The organism is Flavobacterium sp. (assembly GCF_050696275.1).
In the GTDB taxonomy this organism is placed as follows: domain Bacteria; phylum Bacteroidota; class Bacteroidia; order Flavobacteriales; family Flavobacteriaceae; genus Flavobacterium.
Genome location: NZ_JBOGUT010000015.1, coordinates 56,121 through 82,591, shown reverse-complemented (window position 1 = coordinate 82,591; position 26,471 = coordinate 56,121). Strand labels below are relative to the sequence as shown.

At 35.2% G+C, this 26,471-nt stretch carries 20 protein-coding genes; 10 read left to right on the top strand and 10 right to left on the bottom strand.

Going from position 1 to position 26,471, the window contains the following annotated elements; translation table 11 throughout:
- Window positions 1-438: 438 nt before the first annotated feature.
- Complete coding sequence (gene hutH / locus ACRDEC_RS09370; protein ID WP_431498077.1) at window positions 439-1,941, bottom strand: histidine ammonia-lyase; 1,503 nt, start codon at window positions 1,939-1,941, stop codon at window positions 439-441.
- A gap of 124 nt (window positions 1,942-2,065) precedes the next feature.
- Between hutH and ACRDEC_RS09365 the strand changes: the two genes are divergently transcribed.
- On the top strand, window positions 2,066-3,421 hold the full coding sequence (locus ACRDEC_RS09365; RefSeq protein WP_431498076.1) for a TlpA family protein disulfide reductase: 1,356 nt from the start codon (window positions 2,066-2,068) through the stop codon (window positions 3,419-3,421).
- A 54-nt stretch (window positions 3,422-3,475) separates the two neighbouring features.
- Here ACRDEC_RS09365 and ACRDEC_RS09360 read toward each other — a convergent pair whose 3' ends face one another.
- The gene (locus ACRDEC_RS09360; protein WP_431498075.1) at window positions 3,476-4,327 is read right to left on the bottom strand and encodes an NAD(P)H-hydrate dehydratase; all 852 of its coding nucleotides are present in this window, start codon (window positions 4,325-4,327) and stop codon (window positions 3,476-3,478) included.
- 391 nt (window positions 4,328-4,718) lie between these two features.
- Here ACRDEC_RS09360 and thrA point away from each other — a divergent pair, with 391 nt between their 5' ends.
- The 6 genes from thrA (at window position 4,719) to ACRDEC_RS09330 (ending at window position 13,328) form a co-directional block, all read left to right on the top strand.
- Window positions 4,719-7,163: a bifunctional aspartate kinase/homoserine dehydrogenase I gene (gene thrA / locus ACRDEC_RS09355; protein WP_431498074.1), complete on the top strand. Its 2,445-nt coding sequence runs from the start codon at window positions 4,719-4,721 to the stop codon at window positions 7,161-7,163.
- 10 nt (window positions 7,164-7,173) lie between these two features.
- Window positions 7,174-8,097 carry a homoserine kinase gene (locus tag ACRDEC_RS09350; protein WP_431498073.1) on the top strand — a complete coding sequence of 308 codons (924 nt, stop codon included), beginning with the start codon at window positions 7,174-7,176 and terminating at the stop codon, window positions 8,095-8,097.
- A 15-nt stretch (window positions 8,098-8,112) separates the two neighbouring features.
- The gene (gene thrC, locus ACRDEC_RS09345) at window positions 8,113-9,402 is read left to right on the top strand and encodes a threonine synthase (protein ID WP_431498072.1); all 1,290 of its coding nucleotides are present in this window, start codon (window positions 8,113-8,115) and stop codon (window positions 9,400-9,402) included.
- A gap of 96 nt (window positions 9,403-9,498) precedes the next feature.
- Window positions 9,499-10,584, top strand: a complete 1,086-nt coding sequence (gcvT, locus tag ACRDEC_RS09340; RefSeq protein WP_431498071.1) for a glycine cleavage system aminomethyltransferase GcvT — start codon at window positions 9,499-9,501, stop codon at window positions 10,582-10,584.
- 129 nt (window positions 10,585-10,713) lie between these two features.
- Window positions 10,714-11,427 (top strand): YebC/PmpR family DNA-binding transcriptional regulator, encoded by a 714-nt coding sequence (locus ACRDEC_RS09335; protein ID WP_431498070.1) that lies wholly within the window; start codon window positions 10,714-10,716, stop codon window positions 11,425-11,427.
- 113 nt (window positions 11,428-11,540) lie between these two features.
- Window positions 11,541-13,328: an ABC transporter ATP-binding protein gene (locus ACRDEC_RS09330; RefSeq protein ID WP_431498069.1), complete on the top strand. Its 1,788-nt coding sequence runs from the start codon at window positions 11,541-11,543 to the stop codon at window positions 13,326-13,328.
- Between the two features lie 65 nt (window positions 13,329-13,393).
- Here the strand turns inward: ACRDEC_RS09330 and ACRDEC_RS09325 are convergent, their stop codons facing one another.
- Complete coding sequence (locus tag ACRDEC_RS09325; RefSeq protein ID WP_431498068.1) at window positions 13,394-14,434, bottom strand: PLP-dependent cysteine synthase family protein; 1,041 nt, start codon at window positions 14,432-14,434, stop codon at window positions 13,394-13,396.
- Between the two features lie 77 nt (window positions 14,435-14,511).
- Complete coding sequence (locus ACRDEC_RS09320; protein ID WP_431498067.1) at window positions 14,512-16,569, bottom strand: S9 family peptidase; 2,058 nt, start codon at window positions 16,567-16,569, stop codon at window positions 14,512-14,514.
- 140 nt (window positions 16,570-16,709) lie between these two features.
- Between ACRDEC_RS09320 and ACRDEC_RS09315 the strand changes: the two genes are divergently transcribed.
- Entirely contained in the window at window positions 16,710-17,033 is a 324-nt protein-coding gene (locus tag ACRDEC_RS09315; protein WP_431498066.1) for a YbaB/EbfC family nucleoid-associated protein, read from the top strand.
- Window positions 17,034-17,087: 54 nt separating this feature from the next.
- On the opposite strand, the gene ACRDEC_RS09310 is transcribed toward ACRDEC_RS09315, so the two are convergent.
- Window positions 17,088-18,113 (bottom strand): threonine aldolase family protein, encoded by a 1,026-nt coding sequence (locus ACRDEC_RS09310; RefSeq protein WP_431498065.1) that lies wholly within the window; start codon window positions 18,111-18,113, stop codon window positions 17,088-17,090.
- 148 nt (window positions 18,114-18,261) lie between these two features.
- Here ACRDEC_RS09310 and prfB point away from each other — a divergent pair.
- Window positions 18,262-19,360, top strand: a protein-coding gene (gene prfB, locus ACRDEC_RS09305; RefSeq protein ID WP_431498064.1) for a peptide chain release factor 2 whose coding sequence is annotated in 2 segments (ribosomal slippage) — window positions 18,262-18,324 and window positions 18,326-19,360 — 1,098 coding nt in all. Because the reading frame shifts where the segments join, the coding sequence is not laid out codon by codon here.
- A 53-nt stretch (window positions 19,361-19,413) separates the two neighbouring features.
- Here the strand turns inward: prfB and ACRDEC_RS09300 are convergent.
- The 5 genes from ACRDEC_RS09300 to ACRDEC_RS09280 form a co-directional block, all read right to left on the bottom strand.
- Window positions 19,414-19,836, bottom strand: a complete 423-nt coding sequence (locus ACRDEC_RS09300) for a DoxX family protein (RefSeq protein WP_431498063.1) — start codon at window positions 19,834-19,836, stop codon at window positions 19,414-19,416.
- A 63-nt stretch (window positions 19,837-19,899) separates the two neighbouring features.
- Complete coding sequence (locus ACRDEC_RS09295; RefSeq protein ID WP_431498062.1) at window positions 19,900-21,510, bottom strand: M1 family metallopeptidase; 1,611 nt, start codon at window positions 21,508-21,510, stop codon at window positions 19,900-19,902.
- Window positions 21,511-21,722: 212 nt separating this feature from the next.
- On the bottom strand, window positions 21,723-22,247 hold the full coding sequence (locus ACRDEC_RS09290) for a hypothetical protein (protein ID WP_431498061.1): 525 nt from the start codon (window positions 22,245-22,247) through the stop codon (window positions 21,723-21,725).
- Between the two features lie 190 nt (window positions 22,248-22,437).
- Complete coding sequence (locus ACRDEC_RS09285; RefSeq protein WP_431498060.1) at window positions 22,438-23,976, bottom strand: S41 family peptidase; 1,539 nt, start codon at window positions 23,974-23,976, stop codon at window positions 22,438-22,440.
- A 43-nt stretch (window positions 23,977-24,019) separates the two neighbouring features.
- Window positions 24,020-25,648 carry an acyl-CoA carboxylase subunit beta gene (locus tag ACRDEC_RS09280; protein WP_431498059.1) on the bottom strand — a complete coding sequence of 543 codons (1,629 nt, stop codon included), beginning with the start codon at window positions 25,646-25,648 and terminating at the stop codon, window positions 24,020-24,022.
- A gap of 178 nt (window positions 25,649-25,826) precedes the next feature.
- Here ACRDEC_RS09280 and ACRDEC_RS09275 point away from each other — a divergent pair, with 178 nt between their 5' ends.
- Window positions 25,827-26,471, top strand: coding sequence for a DUF47 domain-containing protein (locus ACRDEC_RS09275; protein WP_431498058.1), 645 nt, complete (start codon window positions 25,827-25,829; stop codon window positions 26,469-26,471).

Below are 26,471 nucleotides of genomic sequence, written 5' to 3'. Positions count from 1 at the left end.
ACATCCTCTAACTTGAAACAAATAGTCTTCAACTTAAAACAAAATAGCTTCCATTTAGAATAAACATCCTCTAACTTGAAACAAATAGTCTTCAATTTAAAACAAAATAGTTTGAACTTAAAACAAAATAGCTTCCATTTAGAATAAACACTCTCTAACTTGAAACAAATAGTCTTCAACTTAAAACAAAGTAGCTTCTATTTAAAATAAACATTCTCTAACTTGAAACAAATAGTCTTCAACTTAAAACAAAATAACTTCTGTTTAAAACAAATATTCTCTAACTTGAAACGAATATTCTTCAACTTGAAACAAAACTTCAATAGTTTAAAAATAAATTTCTCTGTTTTAGAATAGAACTGTAACAATTTTAAAAGAAACAGCCTGTATGTTTTATATCATACAGGCTGCCTTGTTTATTTATCGGATATTTTCGTCTTATTCCAAATCATCAATCTGGATACTGTTTAGGAAAGCAATAGATTTTTCGATATCATAATGCAAAATTCTGTCTTCTGTTACCAATGGCACTTCCTCGCGGTATGATTTCAGGAACATTTCAATAAAATCACTTGATTTTAAAGGCCTTCTGAATTCGATAGCCTGAGAAGCATTCATCAATTCGATAGCTAATATACGTTCTAAATTTTCAACAATTTTTAGTGTTTTTGTAGCAGCATTAGCCCCCATACTTACGTGATCTTCCTGTCCGTTTGACGAAACAATACTGTCAATACTTGCCGGAGTAGCCAATTGTTTATTTTGGCTCACAATGCTTGCTGCAGTATATTGAGGGATCATAAACCCAGAATTAAGTCCTGGATTGCTTACCAAAAACGCAGGCAATTCTCTTAATCCTGAGATTAACTGATACGTTCTTCTTTCAGAAATACTTCCTAATTCTGCTATGGCTATTCCCATGAAATCCAAAGCTAAAGCTAAAGGTTGCCCGTGAAAATTTCCACCTGAAATAATAATATCGCTTTCTATAAAAATATTTGGATTGTCAGTAACCGAATTGATTTCGGTCTTAAATACTTTTTTAGCATAATCAATAGCGTCTTTTGATGCTCCGTGTACTTGAGGAATACAACGGAAAGAATACGGATCCTGAACGTGTTTTTTAGGCTGTGCAATAATTTCACTGTCTTCCAATAATTCCTGGAAACGTTTTGCTGTATTGATTTGTCCTTTGTGTGGACGCACCATGTGGATCAGCTCATTGAAAGGTTCTATACGTCCATCGAAACCTTCTAAAGAAATGGCTCCAATAACATCAGCCAAGTACGATAATCTTGAGATTTTCAATAGTGAGTATACTCCATAAGCACTCATAAACTGCGTTCCATTCAGTAAAGCCAAACCTTCTTTGGATTGCAAAACGATAGGCTTCCATCCCATTTTGTCTAGAACTTTTTGGGCTGGTTGTCTGAATCCTTCAAAATATACTTCTCCTTCTCCTAACAATGGCAATGACAAATGAGCTAAAGGAGCTAAATCACCAGAGGCTCCAAGAGAACCTTGTGTATAAATTACAGGTAAAACATCATTATTATAGAAATCAACCAAACGTTCTACTGTGACTAATTGTACTCCTGAATTTCCGTAACTCAACGATTGGATCTTAAGCAATAACATCAGTTTAACTATTTCCTGTGGCACTTCATCACCGGTTCCGCAAGCATGTGATTTGACTAAATTTTCCTGAAGCTTAGTTAAATTTTCATTGGAAATAGTCACATTATAAAGCGACCCGAAACCTGTATTTATTCCGTAAATAGGTGTTTCATTATGAAGCATTTTAGCGTCAAGATAAGCACGGCATTTTTCGATATTTAATTTGGCTTCTTCTGAAAGAGCGATTTCTTTTCCTTCGTTAACAATCTGGTTAATTTCTTCAATAGAAATAACATCTGAGGTGATATAATGTGTTGGATTCATTTTTATTTTTTAGACTTCAAAATTCCGTAAACAATTATTAAAATGCAAGATTTATTATTAGTATTTCGTTATGACAATTTGTTACTCATATTTTCTATATTTGGACAACTAAAAAAAACTTAACATGAAACACACACTTTATTTGCTGTTAGTAGTATTGCTGGCCTCGTTTACTACTCCAAAAGAAACAGTTACGCTTTCCGGTAAGATTACAAATACGGAAGACGGAAAAATTAAATTAAGAGGTGAAGCTTTTGAAAAAGAAATTAAGCTTAATGCTGATGGGACTTTTTCAGAAACTTTCACTATTGATTATCAAGGTTTTTATTCCCTTTCGACTAAAAATAACCGTGGCGGAATCTATTTAGGACAAGGATGCAAATTGAATATTTCAGCTGACGATAAAAATTTCAGCAATACCTTAGTTTTCACAGGTAAAGGAAGTGTTGAAAATAAATACATGGTTGAAAAATCAAAAATTGTTATGGCTGTAGCCAATGAAGAACTTTATAAATTGGATGAAGATCCTTTTCTGAAGAAAATTGCTGAAATAAAAGCTTCGATTACTGCGGTTTACAAAAACACTAAATTTTCGGATTCTTATTTTAAAGGGAAAGAGGCGAATAATATTAACTATTTAGAGCAGCTTCAAATCATAAATTACCCGAGTTACCACGTGCATTATGCAAAAATTCAAGACTTCAAAGTTTCTGAAACTTTTCCGAAATTTGATGAATCCATCAGCTTAGACAACGAAGCAGATTTCTTATTTTCAAATACTTACAAGCAGATTGTCGAAATGAAATTCAGTCAGAATATTGAAAGTAAAGCAGGTGAAGATGCAGAATATACAGCAACTTTTGCCATTCCTGAAATAAAGAAAATAAAAAGCGTTGCTATAAAAAATGCCCGTATTCAAAATGTAGCATATGAAGTTGGAGCCGGAAATCCGAATGCAATAACGCTTTACAATGAGTTAATGGCACTTTCAACAGATGCAAAATTTAAAGAAGACCTGACGACTAAATTCAATAAGATCAAGACTTTGATTTCAGGAAGTGTTTCTCCAAAATTTGATTATGAAAATTTTAAAGGCGGAAAAACATCTTTGGAAAGCCTGAAAGGAAAATATGTTTACATTGATGTTTGGGCTACCTGGTGCGGACCTTGCCGTCGCGAAATCCCAAGTCTTCAAAAAGTAGAAGAAGAATATAAAGGAAAAAATATTGAATTCGTGAGTCTTTCTATTGATTCCAAAAAAGATTACGAAAAATGGAGAAAATTTGTAGAAGAAAAAAAATTAGGCGGAATCCAGTTATTTGCAGATAACGATTGGAACTCAAAATTCGTTACCGATTATGCCATTGAAGGTATCCCAAGATTTATTTTAATAGATCCTAATGGAAATATCGTCACAGCAGATGCTCCTCGCCCATCAGATCCTAAATTAATCGAGAAATTTAAGGAATTGGGGATATAATATTTCCGTAATTTATATATAAAAGGTTGTCTGAATGGCAGCCTTTTTTGTTATTTAAATGTATTCTAAACTCAAAAAAGCTTTTCCTAAAAAAGCAATACAGTCAGAAGCAATAAAAGAATGATAACCGGTTTCCGGAAGAGCAATGTCAGCCGCTAATCCATGAAGGTAAACACCAAGAATCGCCGCATCAATAGGACTATAATCCTGGGCCGATAAGCCGGTAATTATTCCAGTTAGTACATCACCACTACCTGCTGTGGCCAAGGATTGATTTCCCGTGGTATTTTCATAAACCATTGTTTTATCTACAATCTGTGTGTGAGCTCCTTTTATAACAACAATCACATTAAATTGGGCAGAAAATAATTTCACTTTTTCCATCCTGTCTTCTGGCGAATCCCATGCTCCTATCAATCTTTCCAACTCTTTCAAATGAGGAGTTAAAATGGTCTTTTCCGGTAACAAACCTAACCATTCTTTGTTTTGCGAAAGTATATTCAGTCCATCAGCATCAATGACCAATCGTATTTTATTCATTTTTATAAAATTAAAAAAGGCATGCTGTGTATCCGGATGCTGCCCCATTCCTATTCCAATTCCGATTGCTTGAGGCAGTATACTGAAATGTATAGAAACAATATGTTCCATATAATCATCTGTAATAACCATAACTTCAGGAACAGCCGTCTGAACGATGGCATAACTGCATTTTGGAATATAGGCCGTTACCAATCCCGCACCCGATTTCAGGCACGCTTTCGATGCTAAACATACGGAGCCCGCTTTACCATAACTTCCACCAATAATCAATGCATGGCCCTGAATACCTTTATGAGTAAATTTATCCATAGGTTTGAAGCGTTTGAGGATTTCTGTCCGATCAATTTTCAGAAAATGTTCCATGCTGATTTTTTTAAAACAACACTTAAATTTACAAAATTTACCTCTTTTAAAGTCAAAAATTACACTTAAAAGATTATTTTAACTATAGTATCCTTTTTAATTAAAAAAAAGTATATTTGTTTTAATGTTAAACAACAATAGCACATATATGCTTTCTGTAACAACCGGACTTTCGGTTGCTTCTTCTGTTGTTTCAACATCAACTACAACAACTACCCCTTCGGGGTATACACTTTACATATAATCCATTAGGCCCTCGTGTTATTTTTATAACACTGCCCAGGTTGTTTCAGACAACTCATTTTTCATTTCATTTTAATAAATCAAAGTCAATTCAATTGTTCCTATACATTATAAGGACCAATGTTGTGGCTTTTAAAACCGACATATCATGAACGTTTTAAAATTTGGAGGCTCTTCCGTAGCCAACAGTCAGAATATAGTAAAGTCAATAGCTATAATAACAGAAAAAAAAGGTAAAAAAGTAGTTGTAGTATCTGCTTTAGGTGGTGTTACAGACACTTTAGTTGCCATTATAAACAAAGCTAAAGTTAAAGATGACAGTTATAAATCCAGTCTTCAGGAAATCAAAAACAGACATCTGGAAACAGTTAAAGAGTTGCTGCCAAAAGAAAATCTAAATACTATAACACATTATATAGACGACTGTTTTACTCATTTAGAATCCTTATTATCAGGCTGTTTCCTCTTAGGAGAATTGTCAGGTAAAGCAACTGATGTTGTCATGTCTTATGGCGAATTACTCTCTTCCCGCATCCTATATGAAAAACTGAAACTGTCAGCTCATAAAATCGCTTATGCAGACAGCCGGGATTTGATTAAAACAGATGCAAACTATGGCAATGCAGCTGTCAATTTTGAAACTGCTGATTTTTTAATTCAATATTATTTTGATAAAAATCAGGCAGAAATTACCATCATGCCAGGGTTTATAGCCGAATCTTCTGATGGACATATCACTACTCTAGGACGTGGTGGGTCAGATTACACTGCCGCAATAATAGCAGCGGCGTTAGATGCTGAGCAGCTTGAAATTTGGACAGATGTGAGCGGAATGTTTACTGCAAACCCAAAAATCGTAAAGCAGGCAATTCCAATTCCATACATCACATACAGCGAAGCAATGGAACTTTCTCATTTTGGTGCCAAAGTATTATATGCACCAACCATTCAGCCGGTTTTAAACAAGCAAATCCCTGTTTATATCCGAAATACGTTCGATCCTTTGGCATCAGGCACTTTAATTTCAAATAAAATTAATCCTGAAAATAATAATCCGATTAAAGGGATAAGTCATATTGAAGATATAGCTTTAATTACTTTGGAAGGCTCCGGTCTTATTGGTATTTTAGGAGCTTCTAAAAGACTTTTTGGAGCCATTGCCAAAGAAGCCATCAATATTATTTTCATTACACAGGCTTCTTCAGAGCATTCTATATGTATTGGCATATCTGAAAATCAGGCAAGAAAGGCCAAACAGGCCATTGATGCTGAATTCCAATATGAAATAAAACAATTTAAAATCAATCCTTCGGTTGTAGAGGAAAATCTCAGCATCATAGCTTTGGTAGGTGAAAGCATGAAAAGCCACCAGGGTTTAAGTGGAAAAATGTTCAGCACACTCGGCAAAAACAATGTCAATATAAGAGCCATTGCACAAGGAGCTTCTGAACGGAATATTTCGGCAGTCATTGATAAAAAAGACGTTAAAAAAGCCCTGAACACTTTGCATGAAAAATTCTTTGAAGACAATACAAAACAGTTAAACCTCTTTATCAGCGGAGTCGGAAATGTTGGCGGAAAATTTATAGATCAGATCAATCAGCAAAAAAAATACCTGAAAGAAAATTTAAAGATCAATATCCGGGTAATCGCAATAGCCAACTCCAAAAAAATGTATTTTGATGAGGAAGGCATTCATTTGAACCATTGGGAAGAATTATTGGAAAATGGAGACAGTAGCTGCATCACTGAGTTTATTTCAAGAGTGGAAAAACTCAACCTGCGCAACAGCATTTTTGTTGACAACACAGCCAATGCAACGATTGCCAGCATTTACGATCAATTCTTAAAGCAGAATGTAGCTGTTGTGACCTGTAATAAAATCGCCTGTTCTTCCGAATTTGAAAAGTATCAAAATTTAAAAATACTATCTAAAAAATACAATGCTCCCTTTTTGTTTGAAACGAATGTTGGTGCAGGATTACCTATTATCGACACATTAAAAAACCTAATTGCTTCTGGGGATAAAGTTCATAAAATCCAAGCGGTACTATCCGGCAGTCTCAATTTTATCTTTAATAATTTTAACGATGACAACAGTTTTTACAGTGTAGTCAGCCAGGCGAAAGAAGAAGGCTACACAGAACCCGATCCAAAAATTGATTTAAGTGGTGTTGATGTCATGCGGAAAATACTGATTCTTATCCGTGAAAGCGGCTATCAAATGGAAATTGACGAAATTAACAACGAGTCATTCCTGCCAAAGGAATCCTTGGAAGCAGAGTCTATCACTGATTTTTTCAATTCCTTAAAAACAAATGCTCCTCATTTTGAAAGTATTTTTAAAAGGGCCACACAAAATGAGTGTCGTTTAAAATACGTAGCACAATTTGAAAATGGCAAAGCAAGCGTCGGATTGCAGTATATTGAAAAAGAACATCCTTTTTACAATCTCGAAGGAAAAGACAATATTGTGCTCTTTTACACTGACAGGTATGCTGAACAACCATTGTTAATCAAAGGAGCCGGCGCAGGAGCTGCTGTTACCGCTTCAGGAATTTTTGCAGATGTAATCCGAATTGGTACTATTTAAAACAGAAAAAATGGAACAAATAAAACTTTTTTGCCCAGCTACAATTGCGAACCTATCTTGCGGATTTGATGTTCTTGGCTTGTGTCTTGATACGATTGGCGATGAAATGATTGTGAGTAAAACCGCTAACAAGGGAATCAGAATTACAAAAATAACCGGAGCTGACTTGCCTTTGGAAACAATAAACAATGTTGCCGGAGTTGCTGCCATGGCTATGCTCGACGAAATACAGCCTGATTTTGGAATTGAGATTGATATCCATAAAAAAATAAAAGCTGGAAGCGGTATTGGAAGTTCAGCAGCAAGCGCAGCAGGAGCCGTTTTTGGAATTAATGAATTGATGGGCAAACCCTTTTCAAGAAAAGAACTCGTTCGATTTGCCATGAAAGGAGAAGCTTTAGCCAGCGGAAGTGAACATGCTGACAATGTTGCCCCGGCACTTGTAGGCGGGTTTACCCTAGTCAGAGGTTATGATCCACTGGATATTATAAAAATAGACAGTCCTTCTGAATTGTTTGCCACAGTGATTCATCCACAAATTGAATTAAAAACATCTGAAATGAGGGCTGTTTTAGAACCATTGGTTTCTTTAAAAAGCGCCATCAAACAGTGGGGGAACCTTGGTGGATTAATCGCCGGATTGTATACCAGTGATTATGACCTGATTCATCGTTCGTTACATGATGAAATTGTTGAACCTTTGAGAGGAAAATTTATTCCTAAATTTGAGCTTATTAAAGGAATTGCACTAAAAAGTGGTGCTTTAGGTGCTGGAATTTCAGGCTCAGGGCCATCAATTTATGCTTTAAGTAAAGGTTTAGAAACTGCTGAAAAAGTCGCATTTGAAATAAATAAAGCGTATCTGGATACTGGAATTCCATTTGAAATCCATGTATCTAAAATAAATTCTGAAGGAATAAAAATAATCAATTAATAAAACTTTTTAGAAATGATATATTACAGTCTTACTACTAAAAATCATAAAGTCAATTTTAAGGAAGCCGTTGTTAATGGATTAGCTCCAGACAGTGGTTTGTATTTTCCTGAAACGATAACACCGCTTCCCTCCTCTTTTTACAATACCATTGAAGATTTAAGTAATGAAGAAATTGCTTTTCAGGTAATCCGGCAATTTACAGGAGAAGAAATACCTGAGATGGAATTAAAACAAATCATCAAAGAGACATTGAATTTTGATTTTCCAGTCATTCCTGTTTCACCAACCATTTTCTCTTTGGAACTCTATCATGGTCCGACAATGGCTTTTAAAGATGTTGGCGCCCGATTTATGTCACGCTGTCTGAGCTATTTCAATCGGAATAACGACAAAAAAGTAACTGTACTTGTAGCTACATCAGGTGATACCGGAGGTGCTGTTGCCAGTGGCTTTCTGGAAGTAAAAAATGTTGATGTTATTATACTGTATCCAAGTGGAAAAGTGAGTCATTTTCAAGAACTTCAACTCACCACATTGGGTAAAAATATCAAGGCATTGGAAGTGAACGGAACTTTCGATGATTGCCAGGCTATGGTAAAGAAAGCTTTTTTAGATCCTGATTTTAAAGCAAAGAATCTTACTTCTGCCAACTCTATAAACATTGCCCGATGGTTGCCGCAGATGTTTTACTTTTTCTTTGCCTACAAAGAATTAAAAAAACACAACAAATCTATTGTACTATCATGTCCCAGCGGTAATTTCGGAAATATCTGCGCCGGTATCATGGCCAAACGTCTCGGACTGCCTATCGCCCATTTTGTGGCTTCGACCAATGCAAATGATACTGTTCCCCGATTTATAGAAAAAGGAAAATACGAACCAAATCCAACGATAGCAACATTGTCAAACGCAATGGATGTAAGCGATCCGAGTAATTTTGTTCGAATAAGAGAATTGTACAATGATGATTTAGAATTGTTTAAAAAAGATTTTTCTGCCTTTTCGTTTACCGATGAAGAAACAAAAGACGCTTTACAGAACATATACAAACAACAACACTACATTACCGAACCTCATGGAGCAATTGGTTATTTGGGTTTAAAAAAGGAATTAGAAAAGCACCAAGACAGCATTGGAATTTTTCTTGAAACGGCACATCCGATTAAATTTTCTGAAATTGTAGAATCCAGTTTAAACATACAACTTCCAATTCCTCAACAAATTCAAAGTGTTTTGGACAAAAAGAAAATCAGCCATAAAATTGAAACTTATGATGAGCTAAAAAATATTCTGAATAATTAACCTGCTATTATTGAGCCAATAAATTGCCTTGCCGATACTTTGATACTCAAAATAAAAAGAATAAATTAGCCACTTCAAATTTTATAACATTACTAAATGAAAAATACAGCATTAACGCAGGTTCACGAAAGTTTAGGAGCTAAAATGGTTCCGTTTGCAGGTTACAATATGCCTGTGCAATATGAAGGAGTAAACGCAGAACACGAAACAGTTCGTAACGGTGTCGGTGTTTTTGATGTTTCCCACATGGGAGAATTTTTCTTGAAAGGCGAAAATGCGTTGGCTTTAATTCAAAAAATAACTTCAAACGACGCTTCAAAATTAGTAGACGGAAAGGCTCAATATTCTTGTCTTCCAAATAATGAAGGTGGAATTGTTGACGATTTGATCGTTTATAAAATAGCCGATAACCACTATATGCTGGTTGTAAACGCTTCTAATATTGAAAAAGACTGGAACTGGATTTCATCTCATAATGATTTGGGTGTAGATATGCAAAATTTGTCTGACGGATACTCTTTGTTAGCTATTCAGGGACCAAAAGCAGCTGAAGCAATGCAAACACTAACTTCTATCGATTTAGTAAATATGCCATATTATTCTTTTCAGATTGGCGAATTTGCGGGTGTAAAAGAAGTAACCATTTCTGCAACAGGCTATACAGGTTCAGGCGGATTTGAGATTTATTTCAAAAATGAAGATGCTGAAACTATCTGGAATAAAGTTTTTGAAGCTGGAGCTGCCTTCGGTATTAAACCTATCGGATTGGCTGCTCGTGATACATTGCGTTTGGAAATGGGATTCTGTTTGTACGGAAACGACATTAATGACACTACATCGCCACTTGAGGCTGGTTTAGGATGGATTACCAAATTCGATAAAGAATTCACCAATTCAGCTAATTTGAAAAAGCAAAAAGAAGAAGGCGTATCTAAAAAATTAGTGGCTTTTGAAATGCAGGAGCGTGCCGTGCCTCGTCATGATTACGAAATTGTTGACGCATCTGGAAACGTAATTGGAGTTGTAACTTCTGGAACTATGTCGCCTTCTATGAATGTTGGGATTGGTTTGGGTTATGTGCCTATCTCTTTAGCCGCTGTTGACAGTGAGATTTTTATCCGAATCAGAAAAAATGATGTTCCTGCTAAAGTAGTTAAATTACCTTTTTACAAAAAGCAGTAACAAAGTTAATGTGTACCAAAGCGGCAAAGTTTTTCGTTAGTATAAAAATTTAATTTTGCAGCTTGAATCTGTTTCCAATAATAACGAACAGGCAAAGCAAACTTTTAAATAAAATAAACTCATATAGAAATGGGAAGAGCATTCGAATTTAGAAAAGCAAGAAAGATGAAACGTTGGTCAGCAATGGCAAAAACGTTTACAAGAATAGGAAAAGATATTGTAATGGCTGTTAAGGAAGGTGGTCCAAATCCTGAGACAAACTCAAGATTAAGAGCAGTTATCCAAAATGCAAAGTCGGCAAATATGCCAAAAGATAACGTTGAACGCGCTATCAAAAAAGCATCTGACAAAGACACGGCTAACTTTAAGGAAGTCTTATTTGAAGGGTACGCACCGCACGGAATAGCAATTCTGATTGAAACAGCAACAGACAACAACAACAGAACTGTAGCCAATATCAGAAGTTATTTTAACAAATGTAACGGAACAATGGGTACTCAGGGCTCAGTAGAATTCATGTTTGATCATACGTGTAATTTCCGAATTCCGGCTGAAGGACAAGATGTTGAAGAACTGGAACTGGAAATGATTGACTTTGGTGTAGAAGAAATTTTCGCTGACGAAGATGGAATTTTAATGTACGCTCCTTTTGAAAGTTTTGGTGCTATCCAAAAAGAATTAGAAAACAGGAATATGGAAATTTTATCTTCCGGTTTTGAACGAATTCCGCAAATTACTAAAGAATTAACGCCTGACCAAGTGGCAGATGTTGAAAAATTATTGGAAAAAATCGAAGAGGATGATGACGTGATGAACGTATATCATACTATGGTCGAACTATAAGCTTCAATAAATACACTATTAAAACTCCGTCTCGTTTTTTAACAAGATGGAGTTTTTTGCATAAAAAATACATACGAAATCATTCTGCATTATTTACTTTTACAATAAAAAACATGGCCAGATTCAAAGAAAATGATTTGCCAAAAGCAAAACTTAATAAGGCGACTCTTAATAAATCCTTACTTATATTCAAATATGCCGGGAACCACAAATGGAAATTCTATGTTGGTTTGGTTTTTCTGTTAATGACAGGAGCAACTGCTCTCGCATTTCCTAAATTAATGGGAATGTTGGTAGATTGTGTTAACGCAAAAGATTTAGCAGAGGCTAGAAACATTGCCTTAATCCTTATGGGAATCCTGTTTTTACAATCCTTCTTCTCTTTTTTCCGTTTGTCATTGTTCATCAATTTTACCGAAAATACTTTGGCCAATATTCGTTTGGCTTTGTACAGTAATTTGATAAAATTGCCTATGTCTTTCTTTTCACAAAAGCGCGTTGGCGAATTAAACAGCAGAATCAGTTCTGATATTTCTCAGATTCAGGATACATTAACAACAACAATTGCTGAATTTTTACGTCAGTTTATTCTAATTATTGGTGGTGTCATTTTTTTAGCAACCATTAGTCTTAAGCTAACTTTAATGATGCTTTCCATAGTTCCTGTAGTAGCCGTTGCAGCAGTAATTTTTGGAAGGTTCATCAGAAAATATTCAAAAAGAGTGCAGGATCAGGTTGCCGAAAGTCAAGTTATCGTTGAAGAAACCCTACAAGGGATAAGTAATGTAAAAGCATTTGCTAACGAATGGTATGAAATTGCCCGATATGAGGGTAAAATTTCAGAAGTTGTAAAACTGGCAATCAAAGGCGGAAAATACAGAGGTTATTTTGCCTCGTTTATCATTTTCTGTCTGTTTGGAGCCATTGTAGCTGTGGTTTGGTATGGTGTCAATTTGTGTATTAATGGAGAAATTAAAGGTGTTGGAGAATTAATCTCTTTCGTATTATATTCTACTTTTATTGGTGCTTCATTTGGAGGTATTGCCGAATTGTATGCTCAAATCCAAAAAGCTATTGGGTCAACCGAAAGGGTTTTTGAACTTTTGGATGAAACTCCGGAAAAAATAAACAGCACCGGAAATAGGTTAAGAGACAAAATCAAAGGCAATGTGACATTCAAAAACGTAGCTTTCAGTTATCCTTCAAGAAAAGAGATTCAGGTACTAAGAGGTGTCAGTTTTACTGCTGGTTTTGGTCAAAAAATTGCAATTGTAGGACCAAGTGGCGCAGGAAAATCTACTATTTCATCATTATTACTTCGTTTTTATGATATTGAAAGTGGTTCAATTTTAATTGATGACAAGAATATTTACGACTACGATTTAGAACAATTGCGCGGTAATATGAGTATTGTACCACAGGATGTTATTCTTTTTGGCGGAAGTATTCGGGAAAATATTGCTTACGGAAAGCCTGATGCGACTGACGAAGAAATATTCATGGCCGCAAAACAAGCCAATGCACTAGATTTTGTGAATGGTTTCCCTGAAAAATTTGAAACTTTAGTTGGTGAAAGAGGTATCAAACTTTCGGGTGGTCAACGTCAAAGAATAGCCATCGCCAGAGCTTTATTGAAAAACCCAAGTATTTTGATATTAGACGAAGCTACATCATCGTTAGATAGTGAAAGTGAAAAATTAGTACAGGAGGCATTAGAAATCCTAATGGAAGGACGAACAAGCATTATCATCGCCCATCGATTATCAACCATTAGAAACGCCGATACTATTCTGGTGCTTGACAAAGGAGTTATTACCGAAAAAGGAACGCATAAAGAGCTGTTAAAAATGGAAAATGGACTTTATAAAAACTTAAGTAACCTCCAATTCAGTGATTTTTAATCATAAAAAAACTCCAGAAAAATCTGGAGTTTTTTTATGTCATTCCGAAACTTTGGAATTATTACTTACTTGATAAATTCAATTTTTTGAGCTTCCTCAGCATTTACGCTATCAAAGAAACCTTGTGCATTCATCCATTCATCACTGAATACTTTACTCATATATCTTGATCCATGATCAGGAAAAATAGCAATAACATTACTGTTTTCGTCAAATTCTCCTTCTTCTGCATATTGCTTAACCGCCTGCATTACAGCTCCTGAAGTATATCCTACAAAAAGACCTTCTGTTTTAGCAATATTTCTTGTCATGTGAGCGCTTTCTTCATCGGTCACTTTAACAAACTTATCAATAATATCGAAATCTGTTGCAGTAGGAATCAAGTTCTTACCTAATCCTTCAATTCTGTATGGATAAATCTCATCGTTGTCAAACTCTTTGGTTTCATGGTATTTCTTAATTACCGAACCAAAAGCATCAACGCCTAAAATCCTAATATTTGGATTTTGTTCCTTTAAGTATTTTGCAGCTCCGGAAAGTGTTCCTCCGGTACCCGTACAAGCAATTAAATGCGTGATTTTTCCATTTGTCTGTTCCCAGATTTCAGGACCGGTAGTTCTATAATGTGCTTCAATATTTAAATCATTAAAATACTGATTAATATATACCGAACCTTTTGTTTCTTCATGCAAACGCTTTGCTACATTGTAGTATGAACGTTCATCATCAGCAGATACGTGAGCCGGGCAAACATAAACTTTAGCACCCATGCTACGCAACATATCTATTTTATCAGCAGAAGATTTTGAACTTACGGCAAGAATGCATTCGTATCCTTTAATAATACTAACCATAGCCAAACTGAATCCTGTATTACCAGAAGTGGTTTCTATAATAGTATCTCCAGGTTTTAGTATGCCTTGCCTTTCAGCTTCTTCAATAATGTATAAAGCAATTCTGTCTTTAGTAGAATGACCCGGATTAAAGGCTTCCACTTTAGCATAAAATTTACCTTTTAAACTTTCAGTAATTTTATTGATTTTAATAAGTGGTGTATTACCAATCAGTTCCAATACATTATTGTAAGCTATAATATCTTTTCCCATATAATAGTAAATCGTGGCATTAAATTTTGAATTATAAATATACCCAAAACTCTGCAAATCTATAAAAAAATTTTCAATTACTTTTGAATTCCTTCTAAATCTAATAAAAAACTAAATTCCTTAGCTATCTCTTTAAGTGCTTCAAAACGCCCTGAAGCCCCACCATGACCAGCATCCATATTAGTATTCAAATACAATAGATTTGTGTCAGTTTTTAATGTTCTTAATTTTGCTATCCATTTCGCCGGTTCCCAGTATTGTACTTGAGAATCATGTAATCCTGTAGTAATTAACATATTAGGGTATTTTTGTTTTTTTACGTTGTCATAAGGCGAATAAGAAAGCATATAATCATAATATTCTTTTTCATTCGGATTACCCCATTCATCATATTCTCCGGTAGTTAACGGAATGGAATCATCTAACATAGTAGTAATTACATCCACAAAAGGCACTTGAGCAATTACACCGTTGTATAATTCCGGTGCAGTGTTGATGACAGCTCCCATCAATAATCCTCCCGCAGAACCTCCTTCAGCATATAAATGTTCGGCCGAAGTATAATTGGATGAAATCAAAAATTTAGAGCAATCGATGAAATCGCTGAAAGTATTTTTCTTTTTTAACAATTTCCCGTTTTCATACCACGGTCTTCCTAAATCCTCACCGCCTCGAATATGGGCAATTGCAAAAATAAACCCTCTGTCAAGTAAGCTTAATCTTGTGGTTGAAAACGTACAGTCCATAGAATATCCGTAAGATCCGTAAGCATATTGCAACAATGGATTTTTACCGTTTTGCGTGATTTCTTTTCTGTGAATCATAGAAATAGGCACTTTGGCCCCATCCTGAGCTATCACCCAAATTCTTTTTTCCACATAATTGGATTTATCAAAATTTCCGCCTAAAACTTGCTGTTCTTTTTTAATTTCTTTGGTTTTAGCTTTCATATTAAAATCAATAACCGAAGAAGGAGTTGTCAGTGACTGGTATCCATAACGAAGGATATTAGTGTCGAAATCAACGTTTGTAGAAGTGTAAGCACTATAAGTTTCACTTTCAAACGGAAGATAATACTCTTCTGTCCCACTCCAAGGCATAATACGAAGTTTTGTCAAGCCGTTATTTCGCTCTTCGACAACCAGATAATCTTTGAAAATTTCAATATCTTCTAAGAGCACGTCTTCACGATGCGGAATTACATCGGCCCAATTCTTCTTTAATGTTGCCGCTTCCGGCGTTTTCATCAATTTAAAATTAGTTGCTTCATCTTTATTGGTCAAAACATAAAAAGCATCCTCAAAATGTGAAATGGTGTATTCTAATCCGCGAACACGAGGCTGGAATACTGTAAATTCTTCATCTGGTGTATTCGCATTTAAAATTTGGTATTCAGATGTCAAAGTACTTGAAGATCCGATAACAAGGTATTTTTTAGATTTTTCTTTGTAAACATACACACTGAAAGTATCGTCTTTTTCGTGAAAAACCAGTACATCTTCTTTTGAATCTGTTCCAAATTTGTGTTTGAAAATTTTATCAGAACGCAATGTTTTTTTATCCTGATGTGTGTACAGAATTGTCTGATTATCATTAGCCCAAACCGAACCTCCACTCGTGTTTTCTATTTTATCCGAAAGAATTTCTCCTGTAATCAGGTTTTTAATTTGAATAGTATAAATTCTTCTTCCTTTTTTATCAACTGCAAAAGTGGCAAATTGATTGTCTGGACTTACGCTCACGCCTCCTAATTGAAAATAAGCATTTCCTTTAGCCATTTCATTACAATCGAACATAATTTCCTCAGGAGCCTCTAAACTACCTTTCTTACGGGAATGAATAGGATAATCCTGCCCTATTTCAAAGCGAGTGATGTAATAATAGCCATTGTATAAGTAAGGAACCGACTCATCGTCTTCTTTGATACGGGATTTCATTTCTTCAAACAAAGATTTTTGAAAATCTTTTGTATGAGCTGTCATTTCATTGTAATATTTGTTCTCTTTATTCAAATAATCAATGACTTCCGGGTTCTCCCTATCGTTTAGCCAATAATAATTATCTATTCTGACGTCGTTATGTTTTTCAAGAATATGCGGAATAATTTTAGCAACAGGAGGTATTATTTTAGTCATTTTTCAGGCAGTTCTAATGTTAAATGTTTGTGCAAAAATACTATATAAAAACCCAAATAGAAGTAGTTTTTTATAATAAATAAGTTGTCTCTGTTTGTTATAATTTGGTAATTTTACGGCTAATTTTAAAAAATAAAAAAATGTTTGGAGATATGATGGGAATGATGGGAAAACTAAAAGAAGCCCAGCAGAAAATTGAAGAAACTAAAAAAAGACTGGATTTTGTTTTAATAGACGAACAAAGCAATGACGGCTTACTTAAAGCAACAGTAACAGCCAATAGAAAAATAAAATCGATTACAATAGACGATTCCCTTTTGAATGACAAGGAGCAATTAGAGGATTATCTGCTTCTTATTTTAAACAAAGCTATTGTAAAAGCATCCAATATAAATGAAGCCGAATTAGCCGCTGCCGCTAAAGACGGAATGCCTAATATTCCCGGAATGGATATGTTTAAATAATAAAAAAGCAGGGAATTAGTTCCCTGCTTTTTTATACTATATATACTATAACTTTTACATCACAACTTTAGGCAATACTTCCAATACATATTCATGCATCACCTGACGGTAATCTAAATGCGTTACGATACGTAATTTTCCTTGACCCATTGAACTGATGTGAATTCCTTTTTCTTTCAATTTCTCGATAATGTTTTTCTCACTTAAGTAAGGTTGGATTGAGAATATTAAAATATTGGTTTCCAAAGGTTCAATTGAGGCTACCCAAGGTAATTGTTGAAGTACACTTCCTAATTCCTTTGCGCGTCTGTGATCGTCTGCCAAACGTTCTAAATGATTGTCCAGCGCATAAATTCCGGCTGCAGCCAAATAACCGGCCTGACGCATTCCTCCTCCAAAAATCTTGCGGACACGCAATGCTCTTTTTATTGTTGCCGCATCTGAAACTAAAACCGATCCTACAGGAGCTCCCAAACCTTTTGAAAAACAAACGGAAATAGTATCGAACAATTCTCCAAATTGTCTTGGGGATTGCTTTTTAGCTATCAACGCATTCCATAGCCGGGCTCCGTCTAAATGGTATTTTAATTTATTCTGAACACAAACCTGTTTGATTTCTTTTAAAGTTTCTATCTCATAACAAGCACCACCACCTTTGTTTGTTGTATTTTCGATGCTTATCAGACTGGTTAACGGAGCATGGTAAAATTCAGGATCATTGATTGCATTCTTAACCTGATCTGCTGTAATCATTCCTCGGTTTCCATCTACCAAATTACAGGAAACACCGCTATTAAATGACGCTCCTCCTCCTTCATAATGGTAAATATGAGACCATTTATCGCAGATTATCTGTTCGCCGGGATTGGTATGCAATTTTATAGCTGTTTGGTTCGCCATGGTTCCTGAAGGAAAAAACAAAGCGGCTTCCATTCCGAACATATTGGCTACTTTCTCTTCTAAGGCGTTTACCGTAGGGTCTTGCTTGTAAACGTCGTCCCCTACTTTTGCCTGGAACATGGCTTGTAACATTTCCTGCGTGGGCTTCGTTACTGTATCGCTAACTAAATTTATTTCCATAATTATAAAATGAATAGTACTTTTGTTTTATTCTAAAGGTGAAACTAGCCCCGATTGAACCGATATCCTCGCGTAGTGCAACGAAGCGAGATAAAGGGGAAAGCGGGAAATAGCTTCCAATAAAAATTTATCAAAAATAATATTATTTATGACAAATACCGAACAAATAAAAGGTATTGTAGAGCGCCTTGGTGCGTTGAGGAGGTATCTTTGACATTGATGCCAAATTAATAGAAATTACTAACGAAGAAGAGAAGACTTTTGCTCCCGATTTTTGGAACAATGCAAAAGAAGCCGAAATCATTGTCAGGAATTTACGCTCAAAGAAAAAATGGGTTGAGGATTATGAAAAAGCCATCAACTTAAGAGATGAACTTCAGATTGCCTACGATTTTTATAAAGAAGGTGAACTTTCCGAAGCAGAACTTGATGAACTGTATGAAATAACAAACAATCATATAGAGAACATTGAGTTTAAAAACATGCTTTCGGAAGAAGGTGACAGCATGAGTGCCGTTTTACAAATTACAGCCGGTGCCGGTGGTACCGAAAGTTGTGACTGGGCTTCAATGCTGATGCGGATGTATATGATGTGGGGCGAAAAAAATGGTTATAAGATTAAAGAACTGAACTTTCAGGAAGGTGATGTAGCAGGTATAAAAACCGTTACGCTGGAGTTTGAAGGTGATTATTCTTTTGGCTATCTGAAAGGTGAAAACGGTGTTCATCGATTGGTACGAATTTCACCATTTGACAGTAACGCGAAACGCCATACTTCGTTTGCTTCTGTGTATGTGTATCCTTTAGTAGATGATACCATTGAGATTGAGATTAGCCCTGCAGATATTGAAATTACGACTGCAAGATCCAGTGGTGCTGGTGGACAAAATGTAAATAAAGTGGAAACCAAAGTCCAGTTATTGCACAAGCCAACGGGAATCCAGATCCAATGTTCTGAAACGCGCTCACAGCATGACAACCGAAACCGCGCCATGCAGATGTTACGATCCCAGTTGTATGAGATTGAACTGAAAAAGCAAATGGAACAGCGTGCTGATATCGAAGCTGGAAAAATGAAAATCGAATGGGGTTCACAAATCCGTAATTATGTTTTGCATCCGTATAAACTGATTAAAGATGTACGAACTCAGTTTGAAACCAGTGATGTTGATGGTGTGATGAATGGGAATTTAGATGAATTCCTGAAAGCCTACCTGATGATGATGGGACAAAAAGAAGAGAAATAAAATAAGGCCTGAACAAATGATGTTTAGGCCTTTTTCTTTGAAATATGATTCGTTTATTGTTGCATTTTGAAGTAATAATCTGCTGAATTTTTTCCGCTTCCATAAAATAGGAAGAAAACGCAAATGACAAAAAGAAGTAAGGAAAGTATTAAATTACCGATGTGCATTTCTCCTATAAAATTGATTAAAAATGCCGCCAGTAAAATAGGAAGCTGTGCCATTATCGCCCATCTGGTAAGCAATCCGAAAACAATCATAATCCCACCTACCATGTGAGCAGCAATGATATAATGCACAAAAAGCATTCCTCCTCCTATATTTTTAATTGGCTGAACCAATTGCGTGTAATATTCTGTATCTGTAATAAATGAAACCCCTTTGGTAAACAAAAATATACCGACAATAATCCGTAAAATATCTATTGGATAATACGTGTGGGCATTAGCCCATTTGTTTAAGCTCTTAACAGTTCCCATATTAATTAGTTTTAAATTACTTAAACTAATTTACTAAATCTGATAGAAATAACCTACTTAAAATCAGCTTTTTATAAAAAAATTATTTTTCAGTACTTTGATATTGTCAATTGATTTTACTTTTTCTTCCAATTTTTTCCAGTCGTTTGTACCGTTAAGTCTCACCTTTTTATCTTTAATCATAACATCAACTGGCATTACAAAACCAGGTTCATCTGTTTTCCATCGGAATTCGATGCCGCTCTTTTCTTTTCTGAATTCCAATTCAGGAATGGTAGTATAGCGCAGATACTGATTGAAGACTGGAGTCAGATTAATTCCGGATTCAGTATTGAAGAAATCAACCACTGTTTTAGTATCAATAATTTTCTTTCTGTACGTTTCTGAATATTTCAAAAGCATTTTCCACCATTTTGCATCATCGTTTACAATGTGTCTGATAGTGTTGAGCATCAGCGCGCCTTTTGGATACATATCACCCGATCCTTCTTTATTTACTCCATATTGGCCTATGATTGGCTGGTCATTATTTACGTTATCTTTCAAACCATTCGCGTATTGCATCGCTTTTTGATACCCAAACTGGCATTCTACAAAAACAATTTCAGAGTATTGTGTAAACCCTTCGTGGATCCACATATCAGCGATATCTTTACTGGTAATACTGTTTCCGAACCATTCGTGACCACTTTCATGTATCGTAATGAAATCAAACAACAATCCAATTCCTGTATTTGACAAATCATTTCCCAAATATCCTTGCAAATAGTGGTTTCCGTAAGCAACGGCGCTTTGGTGCTCCATGCCGAGATAAGGTGTTTCAACCAATTTATAACCGTCTTCAGAAAAAGGATACGTTCCGAATTTTGACTGAAAACAATCCATCATCGGTTTTACTTCTTCAAAATGTTTACGGGCTTTATCTTCATTTTCACGCAGCACATAATAATCTAAGTCAAGCCCTTTGTGATTATCATGGATGTGTGCATAATCAGCAATATTAGCTGTTATATCATAAGTATTAATTGGATTTTTAACTTCCCAGTCCCAACGGGTGTAACCGTTTTTTAAATCCTCACTTCCCATAAACCGCCCATTGGAAACATTCATCAATCCGTTAGGAACGGCAATTTTAATGCTGGCGCCAAAATCCGGCTCATCGCTTTGAGAATCTTTTACAGGATACCACAAGCTTGCTCCAGTTCCTTGTACGGCAACACCAATCCATGGTTTCCCCTTTGAATCCTGAGTGAAAACAAATCCGCCATCCCAAGGTGCTCTTTTTGCAATGATCGGCTTTCCTGAATAGTAAAAACGTAGTTTCTGTTCTGAATCCTTGGCCAGTTCATTTGGAAATGAAATAAAAACAGCAATTTCTTCTCTGACAAAATTCAGTTTTTTAGCATTTAAAACAATACTGTCAATTTGCATATTTTCGAATAAATCCAATTGAATTTTACGTGTATTTTCAACTACCTTAAAAGTAACATCATTATAACCTACAATCGATTTATCCTCCGGATTAATTTTAATATTCAAATCATAACGTTGTACATCAAAACATGTTCTTTCCAGTCTTAAACCTCCTTGAAGCGAATCCCGACGGGTAGTATTTTGAGCCGAAAGCTGTTGGATTACAATCAGAAAAAGAGAAGTAAATAGGGTATTTTTCATAGTGTTAATTTAAAATAAAAAAATTACTCAGTAAAGTTAGCCGTAGATTTTATTTTGTTAATTAATTTAAGTTTTATTTAACGGAAAGAAATACCCATGCTGTTACTTCAGAAATCTTTAGAACTTTAGTAATTAACACACACACCTGACAGAATATAATCAATCAGGTGTGTGTATGTCGGATGCGACGATAAAATATATTGAGGAGATTTTTATTCTAAAACAATCTGACTTGATTTAAAAATTTTGCCCCATTTTTCTTCAAATGATTTTGAAATTGTTTTCTCTTTAATGCCAACAATACTTACATATAAAGACGAATTCCCTTGAATAATATAATACACCTGTGATTCCGGATTTGAACCATTTAAATATTTTGGTGCTTCAACTTTAAATAAAATCCATGAATTCTTACCGCCTTCATTTTTTTCAATCAGCGTTAATTTAGCTTCCGGAGCGGTATTTTTTGTTTTCGAATAAAAAAGATTCATCGCTTTATCCATAGGGATATTCGTTACATTTTTCAAAGACATCATGGTTCCGATAATTGTCCAGTTGTCCAATGTTTCTTTTTCAGGAATCAATTCTGTAAAATGAGACGCCTCACTTTCCTGATTTGCGCCGACTTTCCATTTGTATTCTTCCGGCCAGATAACTTTTAGATTTTCACTTTTATTTTGAGCTTGAATTGAGGCAGAAGAAAGAATTAGCAGGAGTAAAATCGCTATTTTTTTCATTTTTAGTAGGTTTTAATTAGGTTAGGTTTATTTTTTTCGAGTATAAAAATAACTATTCCCAATCAATAAAAGAGAAAAATACTACAAATTTTTACCTAGCAGTTCTTTTGTATTTCCAAATCAGAAAAACACCAAGGAAGACAAACAATAAAAATATGAAATTTAAACAGTAGAAATTACGTCATTAGAACTACTTCTTAATGTCTTTCAGAATCCAATCCATTTCCGGATCGACGCTATTAATCCTGTCTTCCAGCGTAGGAATGATTTCCCTATCAGGAAAAATACCCCTTCCTTCAACGTTACTTTGATAATAAGGCCTCACAGCCATTAAACCGATACGTGCCTTGACTTTGGATTTTGGTAATGTAACAAGCGGCATAAAACCTGCCACGGAACCATTGTAAGCGCCTCCGGTTTCTTCTCCAACGAAATAAGCCCTCTTAGAGCCTTTTAAATCTGAAGAAATAATACTTGAAGCGGAAAAACTGCCACCATTAATCAATACATATATTTTACCGAAAAAAGCATTCTCTCTAGGTTCTTTCATTTTGGAGCGGGAAGTATGGTAATAATACAAACCGTCCTCGCCTTTTCTGACTTTAAAAAACATAAAACCATAATAGATAGGAGAAGCAATTCCTTTAGCAATTTTACCTCCTATACCGCCGCTTTTGAAATATTCAGCACGAAACAGACTTGTTTTGGAAGCTACTTTATAATCTTGAGTAAAAACAAAAGAAGTATCGGCGAGATAGGCATACAGATTTGCTATTTCACTCATCCTCCCACCGGTATTGTTTCTTAAATCAATAATTAAAGAAGTCGCTTTGTATTCTTTTATTTTTTTGAAAGACTCTTTGTAAAAAGTGCTGTAGTCTCCGTTTTTAAACCCTTTAATCGTCATCACAGCTACGCTGCTGTCTTTTTCGATAAACTTAAGGTTCCTCATATAAGTCTTTGTCTCCTTTTCATAACCTTCAACAAACCTCTTATTGCTAAGTGCTCTTTTGGCTTCCTTGGTCAGCGTCACTTTTGGTTCTTTCTTTCTTGCAATTGTATCCCTTTTGATGCAAATTGAATTTACCGTATCATGGAATTTCAAATTATAAACAATACTGTCCGTTAAACCGTGCTCGAAAGTATAAAACATCTTGAGCGATTTAGCAATCCTGTTCTTTTTAAATGTAGTATTAAAACCGTCGGAGGCAAACCAATTGTTGTATTCCTTAATAAAATCTTTTGGAGACTGGTTGTTCATAGCAAGTACTTCTGTACCGACTCCTATATTCTTATGGTTTGATTTATTTTTGATGATGTATAATTTATCATTAAAAATTTCAAAATCAAACTGCGAAATCGGGTCAATTCCTTTCTTTGCAATTGCTTTTATTTCCTTTTTAGTGTACTTCCTTTGGTTTGGAGACACTATCAAATGTCCTTGCCCGACTGCACTCGTAACTGGGCTTAGTTTTTTATAAAAATCCAAAGCTGTCATGGGTTTGGTGACAGTCGTTTTTAAGCTGTCAAACTTATGGTCCAGTTCTTTTTTTGAAATATACCAATACAAATCCGGATGCATTTTTTGCATTTTCAGATACACAAAATCAATATCACTTCTGATATCTTCCACAGGAATCATATCATTAACATGTCTGTTATGCTTTTCTATAGAAGCGCATTGTATCAAAAGCAGTGCGGTAATGCAAAGGATTATTGTTTTTCTCATGAAATGTTATTCGATAAGGACTATTTGTGAATTTTACTTTTAATTAAACCTGAATCACACCCAAATTGAATTTCTTTTCAATTGGCGCATGATTAGCCGCTTCAATTCCCATTGAAATCCATGTTCTGGTATCTAAAGGATCAATAATGGCATCCGTCCATAAATGCGCTGCAGCATAATAAGGAGAAACCTGCTCATCATAACGAGCCTTAATTTTATCAAATAGTTCGGCTTCTTTTTCAGGAGTAATTTCCTCTCCTTTAGCTTTTAGCGAAGAAGCTTCAATTTGTGCCAGTACTTTTGCTGCCTGAGTTCCGCCCATTACGGCTAACTCTGCACTTGGCCAGGCAAAAATCAATCGTGGATCATATGCTTTTCCACACATTGCATAATTTCCAGCCCCATACGAATTTCCTACGATTACGGTAAATTTTGGCACAACAGAATTAGAAACTGCATTGACCATTTTGGCACCATCCTTAATAATTCCTCCGTGCTCCGATTTGGAACCCACCATAAATCCGGTTACATCCTGTACAAAAACCAATGGAATTTTCTTTTGGTTACAATTAGCAATAAAACGGGTAGCCTTATCTGCAGAATCAGAATAAATTACACCTCCAAACTGCATTTCACCATTTTTAGTTTTCACCACTTTACGTTGGTTGGCAACAATCCCTACAGCCCAACCATCAATTCGGGCATAACCGGTAATAATAGTTTGACCGTAACCTGCTTTGTATTCGTCAAATTCAGAATTATCAACCAAACGGCTGATAATTTCCATCATATCATATTGTTCGTTTCTTGCTTTTGGCAGGATTCCAAAGATTTCATTTGGATCTGATTTTGGCTTTTCTGCTTTAATACGGTTATAACCCGCTTTTTCATAATCGCCTATTTTACCTACAATACTCTTAATTCTGTCTAAGGCAGCCGCATCGTCTTTAGCCTTAAAATCTGTTACTCCTGAGATTTCACAGTGCGTTGTAGCTCCACCAAGCGTTTCGTTATCGATAGTTTCCCCAATAGCTGCTTTTACCAAATAACTTCCGGCTAAGAAAATACTTCCGGTTTTATCTACAATTAAGGCTTCATCGCTCATGATAGGCAAATAAGCACCTCCGGCAACACAACTTCCCATAACTGCTGAAATTTGAGTAATACCCATACTGCTCATGATGGCATTATTTCTGAATATGCGTCCGAAATGCTCTTTATCCGGGAAAATTTCGTCTTGCATAGGCAAATAAACACCCGCAGAATCAACTAAGTATATAATAGGTAGTCTATTTTCCATAGCGATTTCCTGAGCCCTAAGGTTTTTCTTAGCAGTAATTGGAAACCATGCCCCTGCTTTTACAGTAGCATCATTAGCAACAACAATACATTGTTTTCCGCTGACATACCCAATTTTAACGACTACTCCACCCGATGGGCAACCTCCATGTTCTTTATACATACCTTCACCAACGAAAGCACCTATTTCGATACAATTTTCCTTATCATCCAGCAAATAATCAATTCGTTCCCGAGCTGTCATTTTGCCTTCTCCATGCAGTTTTGCAATTCTTTTTTCTCCTCCTCCAAGTTTAACTTTGGCGAATCTTTGTTTCAAATCTGAAAGTAAAAGTTTGTTGTGGTCTTCGTTTTTATTGAAGTTAATGTCCATTTTTAGTTGTATTTGACTGTAAAATTGTAATTTCGGACGCTAAAATACAAAACCTTTTCCTTTTCTGAAACAAAGATTTCAAGTCTGTCCAATGTTAATTTATTAAACATCAATTGTTGTTAACTTAACAATAACTTAACGTTGTCCCAATACTTTTGCACCATTAAAAACATACAATATGTCTATAAATAACATTTTTCAATTTCTTGTTCCAAAGGATAAAAAATTCTTCCCATTATTTGAACAAGCTACACACAAACTTGTACTTCTTGCAGAAACATTACACGAAGCAGTGAATGTTCCAAAAGACCAAAGAGAAGAATATCTTAAAAAGATAGATGAGCTTGAAGCACAGATTGAAGAAATCAATCACCAGACTCATTTGGAATTAAGCCGAAACTTTATCACTCCTTTTGACAGAGAGGATATTCACACTTTAATAAAATCAATTGATGCTGTTGCTGACAACTTACAAGGAGCAGCGAGCAGAATGCGTTTATATCAAATTGAAAAGATTACAAAATCTATCCGAAAACTTACTGAGATAACGCTTGAATCTTGTCAATTAATTAAAATCGGTGTTGCTCAGGTGGAAGATTTAAAGACACCTAAGAAAATTTCAGATGTATGCAAGCGTATCAACAAATTGGAAAGCAAAGCCGATGTCGTTTTTGACAAAGCCGTTGCCGATATTTTTGAGAACGAATCTGATGTAAAAAATATTATCCGATACAAAGAAGTACTTTCATCTCTTGAACAAGCAACAGATAAATGTAAAGCCGTTTCTAACATTTTAGAACAAATTTCTGTAAAACATTCTTAA

Coding starts and splice junctions, on each gene's coding strand:
- ACRDEC_RS09295 (WP_431498062.1), bottom strand. CDS start 21,510: ATGAAAAATACCCTATTTACTTCTCTTTTTCTGATTGTAATCCAACAG.
- ACRDEC_RS09325 (WP_431498068.1), bottom strand. CDS start 14,434: ATGGGAAAAGATATTATAGCTTACAATAATGTATTGGAACTGATTGGT.
- ACRDEC_RS09365 (WP_431498076.1), top strand. CDS start 2,066: ATGAAACACACACTTTATTTGCTGTTAGTAGTATTGCTGGCCTCGTTT.
- ACRDEC_RS09300 (WP_431498063.1), bottom strand. CDS start 19,836: ATGGGAACTGTTAAGAGCTTAAACAAATGGGCTAATGCCCACACGTAT.
- ACRDEC_RS09310 (WP_431498065.1), bottom strand. CDS start 18,113: ATGGAAATAAATTTAGTTAGCGATACAGTAACGAAGCCCACGCAGGAA.
- ACRDEC_RS09350 (WP_431498073.1), top strand. CDS start 7,174: ATGGAACAAATAAAACTTTTTTGCCCAGCTACAATTGCGAACCTATCT.
- ACRDEC_RS09360 (WP_431498075.1), bottom strand. CDS start 4,327: ATGGAACATTTTCTGAAAATTGATCGGACAGAAATCCTCAAACGCTTC.
- ACRDEC_RS09330 (WP_431498069.1), top strand. CDS start 11,541: ATGGCCAGATTCAAAGAAAATGATTTGCCAAAAGCAAAACTTAATAAG.
- ACRDEC_RS09315 (WP_431498066.1), top strand. CDS start 16,710: ATGTTTGGAGATATGATGGGAATGATGGGAAAACTAAAAGAAGCCCAG.
- ACRDEC_RS09290 (WP_431498061.1), bottom strand. CDS start 22,247: ATGAAAAAAATAGCGATTTTACTCCTGCTAATTCTTTCTTCTGCCTCA.
- thrA (WP_431498074.1), top strand. CDS start 4,719: ATGAACGTTTTAAAATTTGGAGGCTCTTCCGTAGCCAACAGTCAGAAT.
- thrC (WP_431498072.1), top strand. CDS start 8,113: ATGATATATTACAGTCTTACTACTAAAAATCATAAAGTCAATTTTAAG.
- gcvT (WP_431498071.1), top strand. CDS start 9,499: ATGAAAAATACAGCATTAACGCAGGTTCACGAAAGTTTAGGAGCTAAA.
- ACRDEC_RS09275 (WP_431498058.1), top strand. CDS start 25,827: ATGTCTATAAATAACATTTTTCAATTTCTTGTTCCAAAGGATAAAAAA.
- hutH (WP_431498077.1), bottom strand. CDS start 1,941: ATGAATCCAACACATTATATCACCTCAGATGTTATTTCTATTGAAGAA.
- ACRDEC_RS09320 (WP_431498067.1), bottom strand. CDS start 16,569: ATGACTAAAATAATACCTCCTGTTGCTAAAATTATTCCGCATATTCTT.
- ACRDEC_RS09335 (WP_431498070.1), top strand. CDS start 10,714: ATGGGAAGAGCATTCGAATTTAGAAAAGCAAGAAAGATGAAACGTTGG.
- ACRDEC_RS09280 (WP_431498059.1), bottom strand. CDS start 25,648: ATGGACATTAACTTCAATAAAAACGAAGACCACAACAAACTTTTACTT.
- ACRDEC_RS09285 (WP_431498060.1), bottom strand. CDS start 23,976: ATGAGAAAAACAATAATCCTTTGCATTACCGCACTGCTTTTGATACAA.